At 60.2% G+C, this 22,817-nt stretch carries 23 protein-coding genes and 5 tRNA genes; 19 read left to right on the top strand and 9 right to left on the bottom strand.

What is annotated here, in order from left to right; all coding sequences use genetic code 11:
* Nucleotides 1-13: 13 nt before the first annotated feature.
* Genes HMPREF2743_RS02670 through purM form a run of 3 tightly spaced genes read left to right on the top strand, consistent with a single transcriptional unit; the run spans nt 14 to nt 3,013 of the window.
* On the top strand, nt 14-418 hold the full coding sequence (locus HMPREF2743_RS02670; protein WP_070524780.1) for a sterol carrier family protein: 405 nt from the start codon (nt 14-16) through the stop codon (nt 416-418).
* Between the two features lie 34 nt (nt 419-452).
* Nucleotides 453-1,946, top strand: coding sequence for an amidophosphoribosyltransferase (gene purF, locus HMPREF2743_RS02665; protein ID WP_210400242.1), 1,494 nt, complete (start codon nt 453-455; stop codon nt 1,944-1,946).
* A gap of 14 nt (nt 1,947-1,960) precedes the next feature.
* Nucleotides 1,961-3,013: a phosphoribosylformylglycinamidine cyclo-ligase gene (gene purM / locus HMPREF2743_RS02660; protein WP_070818126.1), complete on the top strand. Its 1,053-nt coding sequence runs from the start codon at nt 1,961-1,963 to the stop codon at nt 3,011-3,013.
* Nucleotides 3,014-3,131: 118 nt separating this feature from the next.
* Here the strand turns inward: purM and HMPREF2743_RS02655 are convergent, their stop codons facing one another.
* Complete coding sequence (locus HMPREF2743_RS02655; RefSeq protein WP_210383598.1) at nt 3,132-3,359, bottom strand: DUF3073 domain-containing protein; 228 nt, start codon at nt 3,357-3,359, stop codon at nt 3,132-3,134.
* Nucleotides 3,360-3,547: 188 nt separating this feature from the next.
* Nucleotides 3,548-4,609, bottom strand: coding sequence for a CAF17-like 4Fe-4S cluster assembly/insertion protein YgfZ (locus HMPREF2743_RS02650; protein WP_070818125.1), 1,062 nt, complete (start codon nt 4,607-4,609; stop codon nt 3,548-3,550).
* Nucleotides 4,610-4,639: 30 nt separating this feature from the next.
* Between HMPREF2743_RS02650 and HMPREF2743_RS02645 the strand changes: the two genes are divergently transcribed.
* A complete protein-coding gene (locus HMPREF2743_RS02645) occupies nt 4,640-5,527 on the top strand; it encodes an aminodeoxychorismate lyase (protein ID WP_070818124.1) in 888 nt (295 codons plus the stop codon).
* 53 nt (nt 5,528-5,580) lie between these two features.
* On the opposite strand, the gene HMPREF2743_RS02640 is transcribed toward HMPREF2743_RS02645, so the two are convergent.
* On the bottom strand, nt 5,581-6,255 hold the full coding sequence (locus HMPREF2743_RS02640; RefSeq protein ID WP_070745112.1) for a heme-binding beta-barrel domain-containing protein: 675 nt from the start codon (nt 6,253-6,255) through the stop codon (nt 5,581-5,583).
* A 63-nt stretch (nt 6,256-6,318) separates the two neighbouring features.
* On the opposite strand from HMPREF2743_RS02640, the gene HMPREF2743_RS02635 reads away from it, so the two are divergent.
* The gene (locus HMPREF2743_RS02635) at nt 6,319-7,359 is read left to right on the top strand and encodes a diacylglycerol/lipid kinase family protein (protein WP_070524766.1); all 1,041 of its coding nucleotides are present in this window, start codon (nt 6,319-6,321) and stop codon (nt 7,357-7,359) included.
* Here HMPREF2743_RS02635 and HMPREF2743_RS02630 read toward each other — a convergent pair.
* Nucleotides 7,356-8,192 (bottom strand): LmeA family phospholipid-binding protein, encoded by an 837-nt coding sequence (locus HMPREF2743_RS02630; protein ID WP_070524764.1) that lies wholly within the window; start codon nt 8,190-8,192, stop codon nt 7,356-7,358. The two genes, HMPREF2743_RS02635 and HMPREF2743_RS02630, sit on opposite strands and share 4 nt — an antisense overlap.
* A gap of 33 nt (nt 8,193-8,225) precedes the next feature.
* Here HMPREF2743_RS02630 and mshD point away from each other — a divergent pair, with 33 nt between their 5' ends.
* The 5 genes from mshD to pstB all read left to right on the top strand — a co-directional run bounded on the left by mshD (nt 8,226) and on the right by pstB (nt 13,345).
* Nucleotides 8,226-9,140, top strand: coding sequence for a mycothiol synthase (mshD, locus tag HMPREF2743_RS02625; RefSeq protein ID WP_070524762.1), 915 nt, complete (start codon nt 8,226-8,228; stop codon nt 9,138-9,140).
* Between the two features lie 174 nt (nt 9,141-9,314).
* Complete coding sequence (pstS, locus tag HMPREF2743_RS02620; protein ID WP_070524760.1) at nt 9,315-10,424, top strand: phosphate ABC transporter substrate-binding protein PstS; 1,110 nt, start codon at nt 9,315-9,317, stop codon at nt 10,422-10,424.
* A 123-nt stretch (nt 10,425-10,547) separates the two neighbouring features.
* Nucleotides 10,548-11,594 carry a phosphate ABC transporter permease subunit PstC gene (gene pstC, locus HMPREF2743_RS02615; protein ID WP_070524758.1) on the top strand — a complete coding sequence of 349 codons (1,047 nt, stop codon included), beginning with the start codon at nt 10,548-10,550 and terminating at the stop codon, nt 11,592-11,594.
* A 13-nt stretch (nt 11,595-11,607) separates the two neighbouring features.
* A complete protein-coding gene (gene pstA, locus HMPREF2743_RS02610) occupies nt 11,608-12,519 on the top strand; it encodes a phosphate ABC transporter permease PstA (RefSeq protein ID WP_070524756.1) in 912 nt (303 codons plus the stop codon).
* A gap of 52 nt (nt 12,520-12,571) precedes the next feature.
* Nucleotides 12,572-13,345, top strand: a complete 774-nt coding sequence (gene pstB / locus HMPREF2743_RS02605; protein ID WP_070524754.1) for a phosphate ABC transporter ATP-binding protein PstB — start codon at nt 12,572-12,574, stop codon at nt 13,343-13,345.
* Nucleotides 13,346-13,487: 142 nt separating this feature from the next.
* Here the strand turns inward: pstB and phoU are convergent, their stop codons facing one another.
* The gene (gene phoU, locus HMPREF2743_RS02600; protein ID WP_070524752.1) at nt 13,488-14,216 is read right to left on the bottom strand and encodes a phosphate signaling complex protein PhoU; all 729 of its coding nucleotides are present in this window, start codon (nt 14,214-14,216) and stop codon (nt 13,488-13,490) included.
* Nucleotides 14,217-14,281: 65 nt separating this feature from the next.
* Nucleotides 14,282-15,427, bottom strand: coding sequence for a tRNA dihydrouridine synthase DusB (dusB, locus tag HMPREF2743_RS02595; protein ID WP_070524751.1), 1,146 nt, complete (start codon nt 15,425-15,427; stop codon nt 14,282-14,284).
* A gap of 176 nt (nt 15,428-15,603) precedes the next feature.
* On the opposite strand from dusB, the gene HMPREF2743_RS02590 reads away from it, so the two are divergent.
* Both HMPREF2743_RS02590 and HMPREF2743_RS02585 read left to right on the top strand, forming a co-directional pair.
* Complete coding sequence (locus tag HMPREF2743_RS02590) at nt 15,604-17,106, top strand: acetyl-CoA hydrolase/transferase family protein (RefSeq protein ID WP_070818123.1); 1,503 nt, start codon at nt 15,604-15,606, stop codon at nt 17,104-17,106.
* Nucleotides 17,107-17,198: 92 nt separating this feature from the next.
* A tRNA-Lys gene (locus HMPREF2743_RS02585) sits at nt 17,199-17,271 on the top strand.
* A 78-nt stretch (nt 17,272-17,349) separates the two neighbouring features.
* Here the strand turns inward: HMPREF2743_RS02585 and HMPREF2743_RS02580 are convergent.
* Nucleotides 17,350-17,682 carry a metal-sensitive transcriptional regulator gene (locus HMPREF2743_RS02580; protein WP_070524747.1) on the bottom strand — a complete coding sequence of 111 codons (333 nt, stop codon included), beginning with the start codon at nt 17,680-17,682 and terminating at the stop codon, nt 17,350-17,352.
* A gap of 83 nt (nt 17,683-17,765) precedes the next feature.
* Here HMPREF2743_RS02580 and HMPREF2743_RS02575 point away from each other — a divergent pair.
* The 5 genes from HMPREF2743_RS02575 (at nt 17,766) to HMPREF2743_RS02555 (ending at nt 18,719) form a co-directional block, all read left to right on the top strand.
* Nucleotides 17,766-17,841: transfer RNA gene (locus HMPREF2743_RS02575), tRNA-Glu, on the top strand.
* Between the two features lie 34 nt (nt 17,842-17,875).
* Nucleotides 17,876-17,952, top strand: a tRNA-Asp gene (locus HMPREF2743_RS02570).
* Nucleotides 17,953-18,194: 242 nt separating this feature from the next.
* Nucleotides 18,195-18,268, top strand: a tRNA-Asp gene (locus tag HMPREF2743_RS02565).
* Between the two features lie 20 nt (nt 18,269-18,288).
* Nucleotides 18,289-18,361: transfer RNA gene (locus tag HMPREF2743_RS02560), tRNA-Phe, on the top strand.
* A gap of 55 nt (nt 18,362-18,416) precedes the next feature.
* Nucleotides 18,417-18,719, top strand: a complete 303-nt coding sequence (locus HMPREF2743_RS02555; RefSeq protein WP_070524745.1) for a GNAT family N-acetyltransferase — start codon at nt 18,417-18,419, stop codon at nt 18,717-18,719.
* A gap of 18 nt (nt 18,720-18,737) precedes the next feature.
* On the opposite strand, the gene epsC is transcribed toward HMPREF2743_RS02555, so the two are convergent.
* Together epsC and cysK are read right to left on the bottom strand one after the other, a co-directional pair.
* Nucleotides 18,738-19,301, bottom strand: coding sequence for a serine O-acetyltransferase EpsC (gene epsC / locus HMPREF2743_RS02550; protein WP_141761380.1), 564 nt, complete (start codon nt 19,299-19,301; stop codon nt 18,738-18,740).
* A 118-nt stretch (nt 19,302-19,419) separates the two neighbouring features.
* Entirely contained in the window at nt 19,420-20,355 is a 936-nt protein-coding gene (gene cysK / locus HMPREF2743_RS02545) for a cysteine synthase A (RefSeq protein ID WP_070818122.1), read from the bottom strand.
* A gap of 256 nt (nt 20,356-20,611) precedes the next feature.
* Here cysK and ramA point away from each other — a divergent pair, with 256 nt between their 5' ends.
* Both ramA and murA read left to right on the top strand, forming a co-directional pair.
* Entirely contained in the window at nt 20,612-21,451 is an 840-nt protein-coding gene (gene ramA / locus HMPREF2743_RS02540; RefSeq protein WP_010189033.1) for an acetate metabolism transcriptional regulator RamA, read from the top strand.
* A gap of 21 nt (nt 21,452-21,472) precedes the next feature.
* A complete protein-coding gene (murA, locus tag HMPREF2743_RS02535) occupies nt 21,473-22,741 on the top strand; it encodes a UDP-N-acetylglucosamine 1-carboxyvinyltransferase (RefSeq protein WP_070524799.1) in 1,269 nt (422 codons plus the stop codon).
* The last annotated feature ends 76 nt before the right edge of the window (nt 22,742-22,817 follow it).

The raw sequence follows: 22,817 nt of genomic DNA, 5'->3' as shown, positions 1-22,817 counted from the left end.
GCGTGCGTAGCGTATGAAGAAGGCTGTTGATGCCGCAACCACCCGTGCCGCTGTCGAAGCAGTGGAGGAGTGGATTCGTGACCCTGAAGGGGTGGAAAAGCCAGGTCGCCCGGCTCTTGCGAAAGCCACTCGGACCACAGCCCGCCTGTTAGAGGCGGACGCGCCGGGCCACTCCGTGGAACTGCGGGTCCCCCCATTCGTGGCAGTGCAGTGTATTGACGGGCCCCGGCACACCCGGGGCACCCCTCCGAATGTGGTGGAGACGGATCCCCAGACATGGTTGCAGCTGGCCACGGGCGTCCTGGACTGGGAGCAGGCGCTTCACGACGGCCGCGTGGACGCCTCCGGCTCCCGCTCTCACGAGATCGCTGGCTGCCTGCCCGTGATTCCGTTAGTTTTCACTGGCCGGAACAGCTAGGATTAGCGCCGTGGTAGCTGAACACGTCCAGAGCATGACTAAGCCCCTGTCTACGGATCCCAGCCTGGATCCGGAGCCCCGCGAAGAGTGCGGAGTCTTCGGTGTTTGGGCACCAGGAGAAGAGGTTTCCAAGTTAACCTACTTCGGACTTTTCGCCCTCCAGCACCGCGGCCAAGAGGCCGCCGGCATCGCGGTCGGGGATGATGACCGCATTGTTGTCTTCAAAGACATGGGCCTAGTCTCCAATGTTTTTGATGAATCCATCCTCACCTCACTGCACGGAAACGTGGCCGTCGGTCACACGCGTTATTCCACTGCGGGTGGCAAGGAATGGTCGAATGTGCAGCCGATGTTTGGGACGTCGCCCAGCGGCGTTGACATCGCGCTCGGCCACAACGGAAACCTAGTAAATTACCTGGAGCTGCGCGCAGAGGCCATGCGGCGCGGGCTGATCAAGCCGCAGGAAGAGTCCGTCTCGGATTCCATGTGCTTGTCCATCTTGTTGGCGGACGGCGTCAACGAGGACAACACCGTCTTTGATTCGGCCCTGCACTTGTTGCCTACCGTAAAAGGTGCCTTCTGCCTCACCTTCACTGACGGGCACACCCTGTATGCGGCGCGTGACCCACATGGCGTGCGCCCGCTTGCCCTCGGCCGCCTCACTACCGGCTGGGTGGTAGCCAGTGAGACCTGTGCGCTCGACATCGTCGGCGCGCAGTTTATCCGGGAGATCGAACCGGGCGAGCTCGTTGCCATCGATGAGACCGGAATCCGCTCCGAGCGCTTCGCCGAGACCAAGCGCCATGGCTGTGTCTTTGAATATGTCTATCTAGCTCGGCCCGATACGAATATCAAGGGCCGTTCTGTCAACGCCACGCGCGTGGAAATTGGGCGGCGCCTAGCGCGCCAGTACCCGGCACCCGATGCGGACATGGTGATCCCCGTTCCCGAGTCCGGCAACCCGGCTGCCGTCGGTTATGCCCGCGAATCCGGGCTGACCTTCGCGCACGGCTTGGTGAAGAACTCTTATGTGGGCCGCACCTTCATCCAGCCCACGCAGTCCCAGCGCCAGATGGGCATTCGCCTCAAGCTCAACCCGCTGCGGGAGGTCATTGAAGGCAAGTCCATCGTCGTGGTGGATGATTCAATCGTGCGTGGTAACACGCAGCGCGCGCTGATCCGGATGTTGCGGGAAGCCGGTGCTGCCGAAGTCCACGTGCGCATCGCCTCCCCGCCGGTGAAGTGGCCGTGCTTCTACGGCATCGACTTCGCCTCCCCAGGAGAGCTCATTGCCAACGCCAACCCCTCCGATGATCCGGAAGAGGTAGCACAGACCATCTGCACCGCGATTGGTGCGGATTCACTGGGATTTGTCTCCACCGATGAGATGGTGGCGGCTACTCAACAGCCGCGCAACGAACTGTGCTGCGCATGTTTCGACGGTAAGTACCCACTCGGACTGCCTGCCGGAAACCCCAATGCTGAGGCCGTGCGCACCCTGCAGGGCTCGACGACAACTAACGAATAAGGACTAAGTCACTCATGAGCGAGAACACGTATGCTGCCGCCGGCGTCAACATTGAGGAAGGCGACCGCGCAGTAGAGCTAATCACCCCCCACGCCAAGCGCGCCACCCGCCCCGAGGTTATGGGCGGGCTCGGCGGATTCGCCGGCCTATTCAAGCTGGGGGAGTACAAGGAGCCGGTCCTTGCGGCTGGCTCTGATGGCGTAGGCACCAAGCTGGCTGTGGCCCAGGCCATGGACAAGCACGACACCATCGGCATCGACCTCGTTGCCATGTGCGTGGATGATCTTGTCGTGTGCGGCGCTGAGCCGCTCTTCCTGCAGGACTACATCGCCGTGGGCGAGGTAGTGCCGGAAAAGGTAGCGGAGATTGTCAAGGGCATTGCTGAGGGCTGCGTCCAGGCTGGTGCTGCCCTCCTCGGCGGCGAGACTGCGGAGCACCCAGGTGTGATGGGCAAGGACGAATACGACGTCTCCGCCACCGCTGTTGGCGTGGTGGAGGCTGATGAGCTCCTCGGCCCGGACAAGGTACGCGACGGCGACGTGCTTATCGCGATGAAGTCCTCCGGCCTGCATTCCAACGGCTACTCCCTGGCGCGCTACGTGCTCCTAGAGCAGGCGGGTCTGCCGCTCGACGGCTACATGGAAGATCTCGGCCGCACCCTCGGGGAGGAGCTGCTGGAGCCAACTCGCATCTACGCCAAGGACTGCCTGGCCCTGGTATCTGAGTGCGCGGTGTCCACCTTCTGCCACGTCACCGGCGGCGGCCTCGCCGGCAACCTGGAGCGTGTCATCCCGGAGGGCCTGACCGCTGAGGTGAGCCGCTCGACGTGGACTCCGGGCCAGATCTTCAAGACCATTTCCTCGGTGGGCAAGGTTGCGCTCGAAGAGATGGAGAAGACCTTCAACATGGGCGTCGGCATGATCGCCGTCGTTGCGCCGGAGGATCGCGAGCGCGCACTGGCCATGATGACTGCCCGCCACGTTGAAGCATGGGAGTTGGGTACCGTCCGCGTTGCCGAAGAAGGCGAGCCGCGCGTTCTTATGACGGGGGAGCACCCAGGGTTCTAGGTCCTAGGCGCGGAACCTGGGAAAGGAACAGGGCCGGCAGTTTCCTCCTCTTATTGAGGGGGAAGCTTGCCGGCCCTTTGCTTACGTGCTGTGCACGGTGGGGAAGTGATCCACGCGCTTAGCGTGCGTCGGAATCATCCTCATCCCACTCGTCCGAGTCCCAGCGATCCGCATAGTCCTCGTAGTCCGCGTACTCCGAGTACGGGTCCTCGTCCTCATCGCGGGAGCGCTTGGAGTTTTGTGAGGCGAGTTCACGCTGGAGCGAATCCAGATCCATCTCGGGCGAATTGTACTTCAGCTGGCGTGCAACTTTGGTCTGCTTTGCCTTTGCGCGTCCGCGTCCCATGTGCATGACCCCCTTGAGGTGTGTAGGGCGGTCCAGGGATTCTTGGCCGCCCCATCGTCTTAGTCAGATATGTGTATGTTCCTGTAAGACACCATAGCCTGTGTGACGAAAAAATTCCGAACTACCCCCCAGCGTCGCGTCGAAAAGGGCTGTAGCCCGCGGAGAAGAGGCGAATGTGTAATTCGCCACTATTTCCCGCGCAGGCGGTCCACAGCGGCGCGCCCAGCCTTGGGCCCCTCATCAGTGGGGATGGAATCTGGTTCAACCGATGCCGCCACAGGACCAATGCTCAGATCCCCGTGGTTGAGAGCACTGCGCTTAATCAGACCAAGGGCGATGGGGCCATAATCGCAATCCTCCACCACGGTTCCGAGCCTGCCAACGCGCCGACCCCCGAGCGTGATGTCGGCGCCGCTAACGGGGCGCTCTGGGGCAGACCCGTCGAGGTAAAGCATGACCAGCAAACGGGGAGAGCGGCCGAGGTTTTCTACGCGCGCTACTGTCTCCTGTCCGCGGTAGCAACCTTTTTCTAGGTGAACGAACGCGGGCACATCGTCGTTGCGTCGGATCCATTGTGGGACCTCATGGGCGATGGTCTTTTCATCAAGGTCAGCGGCCAGTTCGGGCTCACGTGCGCGTACTCGTTCCGCGGTATAAGCCATGAGACCCGCTAGGCTTCCGCCCTGTTTCTCCAGCTCTGCTACGGCAGCATCCAGCTGTGGGCGCGGCACGAGGAAATCCTGGCGCGGGCAGCCCGGCCACTGCATGCAGCGTTCGACCAAGGCCGTCGAAGGCTTCTGCAGTGTTTGACCTAGCACGGTGATGATCGCCGCGTCTGCTTCCTCTACAGTGACCTCGGACCAGAACACCATGGCGGTGAGAAAATCCCGCAAAGAATCGAACTGTGCTGTGGGCACGTCGAGGTAGAAGGTGTCCCCGTCGAAGGACAGATCCATGTGGTGCAGGACGTGGCCCTGAATGTTGAGGTCAAGGGCGCCTGCGGAAAAGCCACTGTCTACGTCGTCGAGCTTCTGGCTCAGGAGGTTATGCAGGAAGGCGCGGGCATCGGGGCCAGACACCGCGATGACGCGGCGATGGGAGCGGTCGATGATGGCGGATCCTGTTTCCACCACGCGCTGCTCCACGAGGGGGTTTCCATAGTGCCAGGGGACCCCGGAGACATCGACAAGCGTGGTGCCCTGGAACTCAGCGGCTCCGGGCCGGGAAAGAAGTGGCGAAGAGTAACTCACGCCCTCCGATGGTAGGGCATAATCGGGTCTATGAGCCTTCAGCGCAGGAAAGAGCCGGTCATCTACGTTGTGGAACCATTTGGAGGGTCGGTGCGGCGCCATATGCCGAACCTTCCGTTGGTCTATTGGGATGATGCCGCGGTGACGCGCGGCGATGGGATCTTCGAGTCCCTCCTTGTTCGCAATGGCAAGGCCGCTAATTTTCACCGCCACGCGGAGCGCTTCCGGCATTCCGCCCGCGCGCTCGATCTGCCGGAGCCGCCGATGCACAAGTGGCAAGAAGCCACTGAGCTGGCCATCGCGGACTTCTATGGCCCCGCCGGCACGGAGGGAGAGGAGGGCTCGTCGCTAGAAGCCAAGTGCACGTGGACCTATACCCGGGGCCGCGCTTCTACCGGGGTGCCCACGGCTTGGGTGGTGGTTCAGGAGGTGCCGGACGCGGTTGTGGCGCAGCGTGCTACCGGCGTCAAGGTAATGAGTACCCCGCGTCTGTGGCAAGTAGCGGAGGAGCTACCGGCGAAAACGCTGAATTACGCGGCCACTATGGCCACGCTGCGCCTGGCGCGTGAGCGCGGGTTTGATGACGTGATCTTTACTGATCCCGATACCGGGCTGGTGTTGGAAGGCGCCACCTCTACCGTGGTGGCGGTCAAAGGGTCGAAGCTGCGCACGCCCGCCGGTAAGGGCATTTTGCCCGGCACGACGCAAGCGGCGCTGTTCGAATACGCCTCCGAGCAGGGCTATCGCTGCAAGGCGAAGGAGCTTGACCTGCGCTACCTCGAGGAAGCTGACTCGGTGTGGCTGGTGTCCTCAGTGCGTACGGCGGTGCGCGTGACGCGCCTGGATGGCAAGAAACTCAAGGCGCCGGCGAACGCGGAAGAAATACGCGCGCTGATCGACGCCGCCCTAGCCCGCTAGATTCCCTCGTACTACGAGCTAGCGTTAGCTAGCTCAGCTAGCTCGCCTGCTGATTAGCCTGCCACGCGGGTGAGCTCGGCGGACATGAAGGGGCGCATTTCGCCGTCGACAAGCCGCTCATCTACCCAGCCCAGGTTGTTGTTCGGCATGAGGCCGTACATACGCTTGCCGGGGCCGAGGTTGGTAGGCCCTGTTTCCGTGACCATGGTGGACGCAGATTCCAGCTGCCAGGCGCGCTCGTTGAACAGCGAGCCGTAGAAGATCTCGTTGATGCCGTTGGAGGAGGTGTAGGTCATCTCAATCTCGTCCTTGAGGGAGATGCGCCAGAATCCGGACTCGCGGACATCTGGGCCCACCGGTTTGCCCTCAGAATCGATCTTCCAGGTGCGGGAGGTGTAGGTAAGGTAGTTCTCGCCATCGTGGGCGATGATGAGCTGCTGGCCAAAGGCGTATTGTTCGCCGTCGGTGCTGTGAGCCTGGCCTTCGCCCTGCCAGACGCCAACGAGGGGGAGAAGCCCCAAGAGGCCATCGTGCAGTGACGGGCCCTGGCGTAGGTTCGCCGTCTCATCCGGCAGGGGGTTATCAGCCACATCAACGGTAGGAATGTTGCGGGAGGCAGCGTCCTTCCACGCTTCAGCAGCTTGGTTAACGGCTGCGTTGCCGTCTATCTTGGTGTTCTCCGGGTGGGTATTGTCCGTCTGGTTTTCATTATTAGTCTGTTCGCTCATGCTGCCCCAGCGTAGTCGTGGTGGCATCACGGAAACCACTAGGCTCCAGTAGTCTTGGGAGCCATGCGCGTTTTGCTGATCTCAAACCCGTACTCCACGAGCCAGAATTCGGCCCTTTTCCGCGAGGTTCTGCCCGTTATTCGGGACGTGGAGGGGCTGCAGCTGCTGGCTCGCTTCACGCATTACCCGGGGCACGCGCAGGATATGGTGCGCGGCATGACGCGGGAAGACTTCGATGTCATCTTGGTCTTCGGCGGCGATGGCACGGTGAATGAGGTTGTCAACGGGCTGCTGGGTCCTGCAGATTCCGCAGAGCGCCCCAGCCCCCAGGAGATTCCAGCACTCGCAGTGATCCCCACTGGTTCCGCCAATGTCTTCGTTCGCGCCCTTGGGTTCCCCAATACTCCGGTCGAGGCAGCGCACGTGTTGGCTCGGATGCTGGAACGCAATACGCGCCGCACCGTCTCCTTAGGTGTGTGGAATGACAGATGGTTCGCGGTCAATGCTGGTTTCGGGCTGGATGCTGACGTGCTGGCGCGCGTGGACCGTGCTCGGGAGTTGGGCTTTGCAGCCACCCCGCTGCGCTATTTGGCTGTGGCCTTTCAGGCCTATCAGCGCGCCCGCATCCGCCCACCGCGCATTAGCGTGCGTGCGCGCTCGAGTTCGGGAGAAACCTTCGCGGCTGACGACGTACCCGTCATGTTCACCTCCAACACCAACCCGTGGACTTTCCTCGGCCCGCTGCCCGTGGTGACTAATCCGCGCAACTCCTTCGACCAGGGCCTTGGCCTATTCGGGGTGTCCGACCTCGGCGGCATTGATGGTCTCGTCGGCGTGCTCCACCTCTTCGGTGTGGATCACCGCCACTGGCTGAATAAGGTCACGGATGCCCGCACGCTGCACTTCGAGGATGCCGTCGAGGTGGATCTGGTGTGCCCGAAACCGCACCGCTTCCAGGCAGATGGGGAATCGGAGGGCACCTTCACGGAGGTCCACCTGGAATCGGAAGCGGACGCGCTGGAAGTCTTCGCCCCCGTCGATCCAGCCCCGCCCATGCACCGCAACATCCGCCGGATCCTGCGGGACCTCGTTCGAATCAACTAGTTTTGGCGCCAACTCGGTGGCGTCGTTGGCGCGCTGCCCACTTCATTGGCCGTGTCCTGTGCCTTCTGCGCTGCATCTTCGACGGCCTTTTCTTCTGAGCCGTCGATCTCTAGTGGCGAGAGCTGCGCCGTCTTCAACGTGATGTTGCGGCGCTGCACCTCGAAGGTGATGGAGCCGCCGTGCAGTTTTACGGAGGTGGCTTGGGAAGGCAGGGGGAGCTGGCGGGTATCCAAGACTAAACCGAAAGCCTTCTTGAGGCGTTCATCATCGGTTCCATAGACGCTCATGCGAAACTCTGGGCCGACGAGGCGCAGCGTCACCGTCGCGGTGGACTTGGTGTTATCTCCTGGTAGCGTGCCGGTGAGCTCAGCTTCGGCCGAGGGGCCGCCGGTGGGGGACATGTCATCGGGGTTGGCAATGGACAGATCGGTAATGCCCAGCATGCGGCCCAAGGCCACACCGTCGAGGCTGATGCTGCGCGTGTAGGTCGACACCGGCGAGCCTTCCAGCTCGCCGCTGAAGAGCTGCTCGGGGCGGATCGTGATGTCGCGCAGAGTAGTCGAGGCATTGACCATGCCGAGCTTGGGAACCTCCACATCAGAAGATTTAACTTCGAGGTAGGGGATCTCCTTGGTGAGTGCGCCCAGGGTAAAGGGGACTCCGCCGATATATACATTCGGTGTATTCTCCAATTGGGAGCTGGTCTTCGCCTGCTGGGCCACGGTGTGTTCCGCATGCATCGCTACTGCTGAATCCGCCAGCCATGCGGTCAGGACCACTCCCGCGACGGCGGCAAGGCGTACGAGGTTGCGGCTGAGATAGATGACGGTCACCCCTCTATTACTACCGCACGTAGGGTGGGAAGCATGAATGTAGAGACCATTACTGTGCCGCAGAATCTAGATCTCGCGCAGCGCGTCGAGGAACTTGCTGCAGCGGCGGAAACACACGATGGCGTTGCGCCTCTCTCAGAGCAGTTTCTTATCGGGCTGCGGGATGACCGCCTGGGCCACCGCCACCTGCTCGCCATCGAGGACGGTGAGGTGCTCGGTGTGGCTGCCCTCGACAGGCAGACCGTGGAGCTCTTTGTCGGTGTGGACCACCGTGGGCGAGGGATAGGGCAGGCGCTTGTCGACGCCCTCCCGGCATCCCCCCAGATCTGGGCGCATGGCAACCTCCCGGCCGCCCAGGCGCTGGCGAAGCGTAATGAGATGGATGTCGTCAGGCGCCTGCTCGTCATGGCTATTGAGGGCCGGGACCTACGCGCAGCGGAAGAGGCGCCCGCAACGGTTGACGGCCTAGAGATTCACACGTACACCAAGTCGGTGGAGCGCTTCGGACGCGAGCACGTCGAGGCGGAATGGGTACGCACCAACAACGAGGCCTTCTCCTGGCATCCGGAGCAAGGAGGCTGGGACCTGGAGCGCCTGCATCGCGGGATGGAAGCCGAGTGGTTCGATCCTGCTGACGTGTTATTCCTGTGGGATTCGCACGATGGTGCGCACAGTGCCCCAACAATGGCCGGTTTTCACTGGCTGAAATGGCATGCGGAGGACACCCCAGCCTTCGGTGAGGTCTATGTTGTGGGACTGGGGGAGGACTACCGCGGGCGTGGGCTTGGTGGGCCACTGCTCACCGCGGGGCTGCAGCGCATGGTGGAAAAACGCGCGGACAAGGTCATTTTATATGTCGAGGCGGACAATGATCCTGCAGTAAAGGCCTATGAGCGTTTGGGATTCTCCATTGCAGAGGAACACTGCGTCTGGGCGAAAAGTGACTAGCCTCACCGCCTTTTGGTACAAGTTCACCGATTGTTCATCTCTTGATCCCTATGGGGTTAACCCACCCCATATAGCTTTACTTCCCGTGAGTTAATCGTGCTCGCCTTTAAAGAACTGCAGCGAACGGTTTTCTCGGACAATCATTCTCTTGTATCCGCACCGGAAAGGTTTCCCGTGATCCGCAACTTCAAGCGCACTGCCGCTATCTTCGGCATCGTCGCCGCCACCTCCACCGCTCTCGTCGCTTGCTCCGAGTCCAATGACTCCGGCTCCGCTGAAGGCGGCTCTGAGGGCTCCGACGTCTCCGGCGAGCTCGTTGGTGACGGCGCTTCCTCCCAGCAGAATGCAATGTCTTACTTCCAGACTGCGTTCTCTGAGGATTACCCGAATGCTTCCCTGTCCTACAACGCATCCGGCTCCGGCGCTGGCGTTGAGGCTTTCACCAACGGCCAGGCTGACTTCGCTGGTTCTGACTCTGCTCTGAAGGACGACGAGGGTGAGGTTGAGGCTGCCGCTGAGCGCTGTGGCGGCAACGAGGCATGGCACCTGCCGACCACCATCGGTCCGGTTGCTATCGCGTACAACCTCGAGGGCACTGAGATCAACCTGTCCACCGAGACCCTGGCTAAGATCTTCAAGGGTGACATCACCAAGTGGAACGATGAGGCAATCGCTGCTGACAACGAAGGCACCGACCTGCCGGACGAGGACATCACCGTTATCTTCCGCTCCGATGAGTCTGGTACCTCCGCTAACTTCCAGAAGTTCCTGAAGGCCGCTACCGGCGACTGGGACACCGAGGGCAAGCAGTTCCCGGATGCAGTTGGTGAGGGCGCCAACGGTTCCGCTGGTGTTGCTGACCAGGTTGCCAACATCAAGGGTGCTATCACCTACGTTGAGTCCGGCTTCGCTGACCAGAAGGAAGCAGACGGCGTTCAGAAGGCAAAGATTGACTTCGGCCACGGCCCGGTTGAGCTGAACACCGAGTCCGTCAACGTTGCTCTGGAGAACCTGGAGTTCAAGGAGACCGACTCCGAGCACAACATGGTTGTTGACTCCGACGCTCTGTTCGCTTCCGACGATGAGGGCGCATACCCGCTCATCCTGACCACCTACAACATCGTTTGCTCCGCTGGTTACGATGAGGAGACCTCCGCTCTGGTCAAGGCCTTCTTCACCACCGTCCTGGATCACCAGGATGACCAGCTTGCTTCCCAGGGCTTCATCCCGGTTGAGGGTGCACACCTGGACAAGCTGAAGGCTGCTGTTGACGCTCTGCAGTAAGAGCTAGAGCTTTACAAAGCTTAATATCTCTCGCCCCCACTGCCGCACTCGATTCGCGCTTTGGGGGCGCAGGTATGTAACGACAAATTCCATTCTTAACGCTGAAAAGGATTAGAACGTCTCATGGCAGACAATAATCTCACCACGGCGCCAGAGCAGGCGGAGCTTTCCGTCTCCGCTGCTGAGCGGCTTTCTACCGGCGGATCCGAAGAACTTGCCACCGCAACCTCCAGTAGCGGAGTTAAGCGGCCAGGCGACCGAATCTTCGAATTCCTTTCTTCTGCTTCGGCTACTTTGATTACCGTCATGATTGCTGCCATCGCAGGCTTCCTGCTGTGGCGTGCTGTGCCTGCGTTGGGCGTCAATGATGGTGGCATCTTGGGCTTCTTCACCTACGGTGGCCGTTGGGAGACCGGCGATACTTCCGCGATGAAGTTCGGTATCCCGACCATGTTCGGCACCACGGTGCTGATTTCCGTCTTCGCCCTGCTGCTGGCTATGCCGGTTGCACTGGCGATTGCCATCTTCCTGTCCAACTACGCACCCGCACGCATGGTTAAGCCACTGGGCTTCCTCGTGGACATGCTCGCTGCTGTCCCGTCCATTGTTTATGGTCTGTGGGGCTGGCAGGTGCTTGGCCCGGCTCTTTCTGGTTTCTACTCGTGGCTGGAGTCCTGGGCCGGTGGGTTCTTCCTTTTCACCGTCTTCGACAATTCGCCGTCGTTTGCTACCGGCCGTAACCTTTTCACCGGTGGCATCGTGTTGGCCGTGATGATTCTTCCGATTATCGCTGCCACGGCGCGTGAGGTCTTCGTTCAGACCCCTCCTGGCCAAATTGAGTCCGCTTTGGCACTGGGCGCCACCCGTTGGGAAGTTATCCGCATGACGGTGCTGCCCTTCGGTATGTCCGGCTACATCGCCGGTTCCATGCTTGGTCTGGGCCGTGCACTGGGTGAGACGATGGCTCTGTACATGGTTGTCTCCCCGCTGGTGGACTTCCGCTTCTCGCTTTTCGACGGCGGAACGACCTTCGCCATGGCCATCGCCCTGGCATCCGCAGAGTTCGGTAATGAGATGCGCGCTGGTGCCTACATCGCTGCCGGCCTCATGCTGTTCTTGCTGACCTTCGTGGTCAACGCCATTGCCCGCGCCATCGTGAAGAAGAAGTAGGGAGGAGGACACAATGACTACTACTGCAAACGCTAAGCCTGCCTCCGCAGGCGCTACCTTCCTGGACATTTCCAGCTCCCGCAAGGCCACGAACACCATCGCCACCGTTGTGGTCTGGGCGGCCATGATTCTCGCCATGGTCCCTCTGGTTTGGGTTCTGTGGGAACTCTTCGCCCGTGGCAGCGGGGTCATCTTCAACGCAGATTGGTGGACTACGTCTCAGCGAGGCATCATGAACAGCGTTGAAGGTGGCGGTGCTGCTCACGCGATCATCGGTACCTTCGTCCAGACCATTCTGGCCTCCATCATCTCCATCCCGATTGGTATCTTCACCGCCATCTACTTGGTGGAGTATTCCAAGGGTGGCTGGCTCGCCCGCACCACCACTTTCATGGTGGACATCCTGTCCGGTGTGCCGTCCATCGTTGCCGCGCTGTTTATTTTCGCTATGTGGATTACACTCTTCGGCTTTGGCCGCTCCGGCTTCGCCGTGGCGCTTTCCTTGGTGCTGTTGATGATTCCTATTGTGGTCCGCAATACCGAAGAGATGCTCCGCGTGGTTCCCATGGACCTGCGTGAGGCTTCCTATGCGCTGGGTGTTCCGAAGTGGAAGACCATTGCTCGCATCGTCCTGCCGACCGCTCTGTCCGGCATCGTTACCGGTATTATGCTCGCGATTGCGCGTGTGATGGGTGAGTCTTCTCCGGTGCTGGTCCTTGTTGGTTCCTCCTCCATCATCAACTGGGACGCATTCAAGGGCTCGCAGTCCTCGCTGCCGCTGATGATGCTGGATATGTACAAGGCCGGCGCACAACCGGCCGTCCTGGATAAGCTCTGGGGTGCAGCGCTGACGCTGGTTATCCTCATCGCCATCCTCAACATCGCGGCTCGTGTCATTTCCGCGAAGTTCTCGGTCAAGAAATAGATCGCCGTAACACTCTATTCCGCCATACATTCTTAAGAGGAGAAACTCCCTAATGTCTAAGCTTGAGCTTAATGACGTGAACATCTACTACGGCGACTTCCACGCCGTGCAGAACGTTAACATGCAGATTCCGGCCAAGGCCGTTACCGCGTTCATCGGCCCGTCCGGCTGCGGTAAGTCCACCGTTCTGCGCACCCTGAACCGTATGCACGAGGTCATCCCCGGTGCCTCCGTCAAGGGTGAAATCCTGTTGGACGGCCAGAACATCTACGACCCCAAAGTTGACCCGGTATCCGTTCGCAACACCATCGGCATGGTCTTCCAGAAGGCTAACCCGTTCCCAACCATGTCCATCGAGGACAACGTTGTTGCCGGCCTGAAGCTGTCCGGCGAAAAGAACAAGAAGAAGCTGAAGGAAGTTGCCGAAAGGTCCCTGCGCGGCGCTAACCTCTGGGACGAGGTTAAGGACCGCCTGGATAAGCCGGGCGGCGGCCTGTCCGGTGGCCAGCAGCAGCGTCTGTGCATCGCCCGCGCGATCGCCGTGGAACCGGAGGTTCTCCTCATGGACGAACCATGCTCTGCTCTGGACCCGATTTCCACTCTGGCCGTGGAGGACCTCATTCACGAGCTGAAGGAAAACTTCACCATCGTTATCGTGACCCACAACATGCAGCAGGCAGCCCGCGTGTCCGATAAGACCGGTTTCTTCTCTCTGGAGGCCACCGGCAGGCCGGGTCACCTCGTCGAGTTCGATGACACCACTAAGATCTTCGAGAACCCCTCTAAGAAGGACACCGAGGACTACATCTCCGGCCGCTTTGGCTAAACACAGATGGCGCCATAGTGCCGAAAGCCGGCGCCCTCTCTCGACTGTTTAAGGTCTAGAAGAGGGAGCCGGCTTATTTGTGTCTTCAACCGCCTCTAGGCGGGCCCAGCGGCGGGGAAGCAGTGAGGCCGGGAAACCCCACCTAGTTGTGGAACTGGCGCTCTAGCTCCGCCATGCGGGCCTCCAGCTCGGCCTCGCGTTGTTCTTGATCGCGCTTGCGCATATAGCGGTCCGAGTCCAGGCCCGTTGCAAGATAAATGATGCGTCCGGCAGCGGCGGCGCAATGATCGGCGAAACGCTCGTAATAGCGCGATAGCTGCGAGGTCTCCACAGCCTGGCGGACCGTTCCCTTCCATTCCCGCTGGGTCAGCATGCGCATCAAGTGCTGGTTGATGTCATCGACGGCATCGTCATCTTCGGTGAGCCGAAGCGCTAGCTCCGGATCGCGGGTGATGAGGATGTCCTTGAGCCCTGCGGACATATCGAGAACAAGGCGCGCATATTCCTCAAAGTAGCCCACGATGTCTGCTGGTACCACTGGCTCGGGGTGGCGGCGGCGGGCACTCGTGGCAATATGCTGGGACAGGCGGCCCATGCGATAGAAGTCTTCAACAATATATATGGAAGAGATGACCTGGCGGAGATCCTTGGCCATTGGGTTTTCCAAGGCTAGTAGGGAGACCGCGCGGTCTTCGCAGCGTGAGCGCACCTCATCCAGTTCATCGCGCAGCGACACAGCCTCCTCAGCCGGTTGCAGGGAGGCCTTGATTAACGCCTGGGAGGCGAGAGCCATGAGCTTATGGACGGTGGTGCTCATGATGATGAGATCATGGGAAAAATTATCCAACTGTTCACGATAAGCAGCGCGCATGCCACGTACTTTAGCTGAATTATTGGTCTAGTGCCTGTCGAGCAACAAGTTTGAATAATTCGCGGCTAGCCGCCGGAGTGCATAATCTCTGCGCCTTCCGGCACGGTGGCGTCCTCCGGATCATCGAGCCAGCCCTCGGGAAGGACCACCTTGGCGGGTGAGCCCTGGCGGCCGCGGGCGCCATCGGCGTCGTCGGCAAGCGCAGGCGAGTCCGCCCACGGCGCCAGCAGTTCGCGCAGATCCCCCAAGGAATTGACGCGAGAAAGGCCCGCACGTACCTGGCCGCCCACGGGAAAACCACGCAGGTACCAGCCAATGTGTTTGCGAATATCGCGGCTGGCTTGAGCCTCGCCCTCATGCTGGGCCAGAAGCTCTGCATGGCGGATCATGATGCGCGTGACTTCACCTAGCGTGGGCTCTTCCGGTACCGGCTCACCCCGCAGGTGGGCGGAAAGCTCCGCAAAAAGCCACGGGCGGCCCAAACAGCCGCGGCCCACCACGACGCCGTCGCATCCCGTTTGCTCCATCATGTCGTGCGCATCGGTTGCTTTGAAGATATCGCCGTTGCCCAAGACCGGGATTTCCGTGTCCGCCAAGTGCTCCTTCAAACGGGCGATCTCGCCCCAGTCGGCGTGTCCGGAGTAGCGCTGGGCGGCAGTGCGCCCGTGCAAAGCAACTGCTGCGGCGCCTTCCGCCACGGCGATGCGGCCGGCATCGAGGTGTGTCTTGTGCTCCTCATCGATGCCGACGCGCATCTTCACCGTGACTGGAATGTCCGTGCCCTCGGTTGCCTTGACTGCGGCGGCGACGATGTTGCCAAACAGGCGGCGCTTATAGGGGAGCGCAGAGCCTCCGCCGCGGCGCGTGACCTTGGGGACTGGGCAGCCAAAGTTCATATCGATGTGGTCCGCCAGGTTCTCATCCACGATCATCTTTGCTGCCTTGTATGTGTACTCCGGATCGACGGTGTACAGCTGCAATGAGCGTGGCTGCTCTTGGGGATCGAAGGTGGTCATGTGGAGGGTCTTGGGGTTGCGCTCTACCAAGGCGCGTGCGGTGACCATTTCACACACGTAGAGGCCGGAGACAGTCCCGGTCTTTTCAATCTCTTGCTCGCGGCACAGCACGCGAAAAGCCACGTTGGTCACGCCAGCCATGGGGGCGAGGACAACGGGGGAGTTGAGCTGGATTTTTCCGATTGCAAGAGTCACGCCGCCAATTGTGCGCGGAAAGAGCCTGGGGTGGCAAATTCTGATGAGAAAAGTGAGGGGTGCACACGGTTTGGGGCAGAGTGCGGTAAATCCGCCACTGATTCGCTAGTGTGGTGCATGTAACTAATAGGAAAGGACCGTAACGTAGGTCGTTTCTGCACATAAAAGGAGGACTAATGTCTGAGAGAATTGCATACGCGCCGTTTGAGAAGCTCGTGATGAGCGCTGACGAGGCCGCAAAGTTCGTCAACCACGGTGATCGTGTGGGAATCTCCGGATTTACCGGTGCTGGCTACCCCAAGGCCCTGCCGACCGCTATCGCGGAAAAGGCAAAGGCGGCCCACGAGGCAGGCGAGGAGTTCAAGATCGACGTCTTCTCTGGCGCCTCCACCGCTCCGGACTGCGACGGCGTGCTGGCTGAGGCAAACGCGATTCGCTTCCGCTCTCCGTATAACTCTGATCCGGTACTGCGCGGCCGCTTCAACGACGGCTCCGCCCTCTACCAGGATATTCACCTCTCGCACTCTGGTCAGCAGGTGGAGGAGGGCTTCTACGGTGACTTCCAGGTAGCCATCATTGAGGCTGTGCGCATTGATGAGAAGGGAAACATTGTTCCTTCCTCCGCAGTGGGTAACAACCTCGAATACATTGAGGCCGCCGACAAGATCATCATTGAGATCAACGAGTGGCAGTCCCTCAACCTCGAGGGCATGCACGATATCTACCGTATTGAGAAGCTGCCGAACCGCCAGCCGATCCCGATTACCAAGCCGGCTGACCGCGTTGGCACCACCTACATCGAGATTCCGGAGGAAAAGGTCGTGGCCGTGGTCAAGACCAATGCTCCGGACCGCAACGCTCCGTTCAAGGCTCCGGACGAGGTCTCTGAGAAGATCGCTGCGAACTTCATCGAGTTCCTTGAGGGCGAGGTTGCTGCCGGCCGCCTAGAATACGACAAGTTCATCATGCAGTCCGGTGTGGGCAACGTCCCGAACGCCGTGATGGCGGGCCTGTTGGACTCCAAGTTTGAAAACATTCAGGCCTATACCGAGGTTATCCAGGACGGCATGCTGGATCTTATCGACGCCGGCAAGATGACCGTCGCCTCCGCCACCTCCTTCGCTCTGTCCCCGGAGTACGCGGACAAGATGAACGCTGAGGCGGACCGCTACGCCAAGCACATCATCCTGCGCCCGCAGCAGGTGTCCAACCACCCGGAGGTTATCCGCCGCGTGGGCCTGATCTCCTCCAACGGCATGATTGAGGGCGACATCTACGGCAACATTAACTCCACCAACGTCTCCGGCTCCCGCATTATGAACGGTACCGGCGGCTCCGGTGACTTCACCCGTAACGCTTATATCTCCACCTTCGTCTCCCCGTCGGTAGCGAAGGATGGTGCCATCTCCGCCATCGTGCCTTTTGTGTCTCACACCGACCACACTGAGCACGACACCATGGTCATCATCACCGAGTACGGTGTTGCAGACCTGCGCGGCCTGGCTCCGAAGGAGCGCGTGGAGGAGGTTATCGCCGTGGCTCATCCGGACTACCGCCCGATGTTGGAGGAGTACTTCGAGCGTGCCAAGGCCAACAAGTTCCAGCACACCCCGCACGATCTGAAGACCGCCTTTGATTTCCAGGTGAACTTCATGGAGAAGGGTGACATGCGCGGTTAATTGCGAATCGCCCTTTAGGTCGTGGCCCTTACCACTGGAGGTGAGGGCCATTTCCTTTTCTTTAGTGCCACCTACTAAGATGGTTGGGCGTTGGGCCTTTAGCTCAGTTGGTAGAGCTACGGACTTTTAATCCGCAGGTCGCGGGTTCGAGCCCCGCAGGGCCCACAAAAAGAGCCGCCTTCGGGCGGCTCTTTGCGTAGTTTTGCGGGGCTTTAAGTCGCAGAGGGTGCGGCTGGCAGCGTGCTAGCTCTTAACGAGCTTCCGAATGGCCCGCATAGCCTCCTCTAGCTTCTCTGAGGCTACTTGCCCATCCTCGGCGGCGGCTCCGGCCACGCAGTGCTCTATGTGGTCCTCTAGTAGCGCCAAGGAGACGTTTTCGAGAGCTGAGGTCACCGCCGAAATCTGCGTGATGATGTCGATACAGTATTGGTCCTCCGCGATCATGCGGTGGATACCTCGTGTTTGCCCCTCGATGCGTTTGAGACGCGCTAAGTACTTCGCTTTCTGTTCATCATCCGAGTTATAGCCGTGCACACCCGGCTCATGACAGGAGCAGGTATCTCGCTGGTCAGACATGGTTTTCCGCCTTTCTGCCGGGGCGATTTGGTTAAGTGAGGATGTCTCCAGTATATTTTTACAAAGTTGCCTCAAGGCAACGGGCCCCCATCGTCTAGCGGCCTAGGACACCGCCCTTTCACGGCGGCGGCACGGGTTCGAATCCCGTTGGGGGTACCAACACTTTCGTGTTGGTGCACAAGAAAATAATTATGGCCCTGTGGCGCAGTTGGTTAGCGCGCCGCCCTGTCACGGCGGAGGTCGCGGGTTCAAGTCCCGTCAGGGTCGCCATCTTCAAGCCTCGAAGCTTTGTTTTAAAACAAGCCTCGAGGCTTGCGTCGTTTTGTCCTTACCTCTTCCTCGGGCGCCTGCCAGGAGCGGGGAGGGGCGTTTAGGTCTATGATCTGGGGTGGCCTTAAATCGGGGTGCTATTCCACCGTTAAAAACAGTTATTGACGTGCTGATTTGCTGTGCTTCTCTAGCTTTGTGTAGAGTACTTATTCGTGCCCAGCGCACAAAAGAAAACTAAAAATGGCCCTGTGGCGCAGTTGGTTAGCGCGCCGCCCTGTCACGGCGGAGGTCGCGGGTTCAAGTCCCGTCAGGGTCGCCGAAGTCCTTGTGGCTTCTGGCCAGATAGCTCAGTCGGTAGAGCACACGCCTGAAAAGTGTGGGGTCGCCAGTTCGATCCTGGCTCTGGCCACAAGATAGCCCTCTCTAGCAATAGAGGGGGCTTTTTTGGTGCATTTTTTGGTTTAATGGGCTGCATGACTACCTCTGTTGCACACCAAACCGATCAATCTCGCTTCGTCATCACCGTTGACGGAGAAGAAGCGGGTTTTGCTGAATATAGTGATTCCGCCACCACGCGCGAGTTCACGCACACGGAAATCTTTGAGTCTTTTCAGGGCCAAGGCTTGTCCAAGCCGCTGATTAAGGCGGCGTTGGATGATGACTCAACGGTAGGCCGCCAAGTCATCCCAACGTGCAGTGCCGTGGCGCGGTTTATTGAGAAGAACCCTGAATACCAGCGCCTGACTAACCGTGAGGGCAGCCTCTAGAGACGGAGTCTGTGGCCCTTAGATGTAGTAGTCCGGGTCCACCAGCTTGATGCGCTCGTCCTTCTTGCGCGGACGGTTCTTTGCGGGGATACCCGTAGCTATGTGATGAGGTGGCACATCTTTCGTCACCACGGCGTTAGCGCCCACTGCGGAGCCCTCACCGATGGTGATGGGGCCTAACACCTTGGCGCCGGCGCCGATGGTCACGTTGTCCTCAATCGTTGGGTGACGCTTCGTCTGAGTGAGCACCTGACCGCCGAGGGTCACGCCGTGGTAGAGCATGACGCCATCGCCGATCTCGGCGGTTTCACCAATGACGATCCCCATGCCGTGGTCAATGAAGAAGCGCCGGCCGATGGTGGCGCCGGGGTGGATCTCAATACCGGTGAAGAAGCGGTTAAGCTGCGCCAAAATGCGGGCTGGTCCACGCCAGCCGCGCTTCCACATGCGGTGGGCGATGCGATGCGCCCAGATAGCGTGGAGGCCGGAATAAACCACGGCATTCTCGACGTCGCCGCGCGCCGCCGGGTCATGCTCGCGCGCGTTGGCGAGGTCTTCACGGATCATCTTCAAGATGTGCATGCGAACCATCCTATCCAGAAAGAAAAAGCGCCCCCTAGCACAGAGGGCGCTTTTATTCGGAGGCTCATCACGGCGCCGTGCTTAGCGACGTCCCGCGGAGAGCCATGTTAACTATTTCTTAAGCTTCGCGGATGTCCTCGAAGAGAATGGTGGAGACGTAGCGCTCACCAAAGTCCGGGGCGACAACCACGATGGTCTTGCCCTTGAACTCGTCACGAGCAGCCAGCTTCAGGGCGGCGGAGACGTTCGCGCCGGAGGAGATACCAACCAGCAGACCCTCTTCGGTGGCTAGCTTGCGTGCGGTGGACACGGATTCTTCGGTGCTTGCGGTCAGGACCTCGTTGAGGATCTCGCGGTCTAGGACCTCCGGGACGAAGTTAGCGCCGATGCCCTGGATCTTGTGCGGGCCAGCGTGGCCCTCGGACAGGACGGGGGAGTCGGAGGGCTCCACGGCCACCAGGTAGGTATCCGGGTTCTGGGAGCGCAGGTAGCGGCCGACGCCGGTGACGGTGCCGCCGGTGCCCACACCAGCGACGAAAGCATCGACCTTGCCCTCGGCATCTTCCCAGATCTCGGGGCCGGTGGTTGCCTCGTGGATCTTCGGGTTGGCCTCGTTGGCGAACTGGGAAGCCAGGATGGCGTTGGGGGTCTCGGCGATAATCTCGTTGGCCTTTTCGACGGCACCCTTCATGCCCGCAGCGCCCGGGGTGAGGACGATCTCCGCTCCATAAGCACGCAGCAAAACCTTGCGCTCGTTGGACATGGTCTCCGGCATGGTGAGAATGCCCTTGTAACCCTGAGCTGCACCGACGAGCGCCAGGCCGATACCGGTGTTGCCGGAGGTGGCCTCCACGATGGTGCCGCCCGGCTTCAGCTCGCCGGATTCAACGGCGGTATCGACAATCGCCTTGGCGATGCGGTCCTTGACGGAATTCGCGGGGTTGAAGGACTCAACCTTCACGAGAACCTCGGCGCCGAGGCCTTCGGTGAGACGGTTGAGGCGGACAAGTGGGGTTCCGCCGATGGTGTCGAGAATGTTCTCATATACAGCCACGATGTGGACTCCTTGGAAATAAGTTTTGATGTACAGCAGACACCTTACACCGTGGCAATAGACTGAGTGGTATATAAATTCTGGACAGAGTATTCGGGCATGGAATGTGGGATTTCGGGTGGCGGAGGAGGCTGTGGCGTGATTTAGAATTACCCCCGTCGGCCGGTTATACTTCGCAAATAGTGTTTACCTACCCCCGTTTCAGGCGGGGAATGTGGGTGCACCTGCTGGTTACCCCCGAGTAAGAGAGAGTCTCATGGAGCCGCACCGACTCAAGGATGACGACGAAGCCGTACGCGCAGCGCTCTCGTCGCTGAAGACCGCAACGGGAATCCCCGTCACGATGTACGGAACCTTGCTGCCGGATAATCGCCTGCAGATTACCCAGTGGGTAGGTCTGCGGACCCCGGCTTTGCAGAACTTGGTGATTGACGCGAATGTGGGCGTCGGCGGGCGCGTTGTTAGTACTCGCCGCGCAGTTGGTGTCTCCGATTACACCCGGGCCACCACGATTAGCCATGAGAATGATCGCTACATTCAAGACGAAGGTCTGCACTCTATCGTGGCGGTGCCGGTTACCGTTCAGCGTGAGATTCGCGGCGTCCTTTATGTCGGCGTTCATTCGCCGGTGCGCTTGGGTGACAAGGTGATCGAAGAGGTGACCATGACCGCCCGCTGCCTCGAGCAGGATTTGGCTGTTAATTCCGCATTGCGCCGCGCCGATGGTGGTAAGGGTGGCGCCGCGCGCGGGCACGTGATGAACGGTGCTGAATGGGAGCAGGTGCGCTCGACGCACTCCAAGCTGCGGATGCTGGCTAACCGTGTCAATGATGAAGACCTTCGCAAGGAGCTTGAGGCGCTGTGTGATCAGATGGTCTCTCCGGTGCGCGTGAAGCAGTCCACCAAGCTGTCCGCACGCGAACTCGATGTTCTTTCCTGCGTTGCACTAGGCCATACCAACGTTGAGGCGGCCGAGGAGATGGGCATTGGTGCCGAAACTGTGAAGTCCTATCTGCGTTCTGTCATGCGCAAATTGGGTGCGCATACTCGTTATGAGGCGGTTAATGCGGCCCGTCGTATAGGCGCGTTGCCCTGATTGTAGGTAAGTTGGGTGGGCGTGAAAGACCAATTTATTGTCTCCGGTGGGGCGCGCCTGCAGGGCACCGTCAAGGTTGACGGTGCTAAAAACAGTGTGCTGAAGCTGATGGCTGCGGCACTGTTGGCGGAGGGCACCACCACGCTGACCAACTGTCCTGAGATTCTCGATGTCCCCCTAATGCGAAAGGTCCTCGAGGGCCTCGGCTGCACAGTGGAGATTGATGGCCACACCGTGCGCATCACCACCCCAGCCGAGCTGCACTCCAACGCGGACTTCGATGCGGTGCGCCAATTCCGCGCTTCCGTGTGTGTGCTGGGACCGTTGACCGCGCGCTGCGGTCACGCGAAGGTGGCCTTGCCAGGCGGTGATGCTATTGGTTCCCGCCCCTTGGATATGCACCAGTCCGGGCTGGAGAAGATGGGCGCGCGCACGCGCATCGAACACGGTGCTGTGGTGGCGGAAGCCGACCGACTCCACGGGGCAAATATCAGGCTGGATTTCCCCTCCGTGGGTGCGACGGAGAATATTCTTACCGCCGCGGTGCTTGCTGATGGTGAAACTCAACTCCACAATGCTGCCCGCGAACCGGAGATCGTTGACCTGTGCACGATGCTCAAGGAAATGGGGGCCGATATCTCTGGGGAGGGGACGTCCACCATTACCATTCGGGGCGTAGACAAGCTGCAGCCGACGAAGCACGAGGTCATCGGCGACCGCATCGTTGCAGGCACTTGGGCTTATGCCGCTGTGATGACTCGCGGTGATATTACGGTGGGTGGCATTGCTCCTAAGCACCTGCACCTGCCGCTGGAAAAACTGAAGTCCGCCGGCGCTGACGTTGAGGACTATGTCAATGGTTTCCGAGTGCGCATGAATGGTCGCCCGAGCGCCGTGGATTATCAAACCCTTCCGTACCCCGGTTTCCCTACGGATCTTCAGCCCATTGCCATTGGTCTGTCCGCCGTGGCGGAAGGCACCTCCATCATTACGGAGAATGTCTTTGAATCGCGCTTCCGTTTCGTGGACGAGATGCTCCGCCTTGGCGCCGATGCTCAAGTTGATGGACACCACGTAGTCATCCGCGGGCAGGAGCGTCTGTCTTCGACGCATGTCTGGAGTTCCGATATTCGTGCAGGCGCCGGGTTGGTGCTCTCTGCACTGTGCGCGGATGAGACAACCACCGTGCACGATGTCTTCCACATCGATCGCGGCTATCCCAACTTTGTAGAGAACCTCCAGGCGCTGGGCGCCACGATAGAGCGCACTCAAGAGGAGGAGCTCTACTAAGGCGCCATGCTTGGCGACGTTTCCCTGGTCCAATCTCACGGTTGAACTGGGGATTTGTTGTTTGTTGGGGGTGTGC

The sequence above is a fragment of the Corynebacterium sp. HMSC036D02 genome, from assembly GCF_001836165.1.
GTDB lineage: Bacteria > Actinomycetota > Actinomycetes > Mycobacteriales > Mycobacteriaceae > Corynebacterium.
This window is presented reverse-complemented; position numbering and strand designations above follow the sequence as displayed.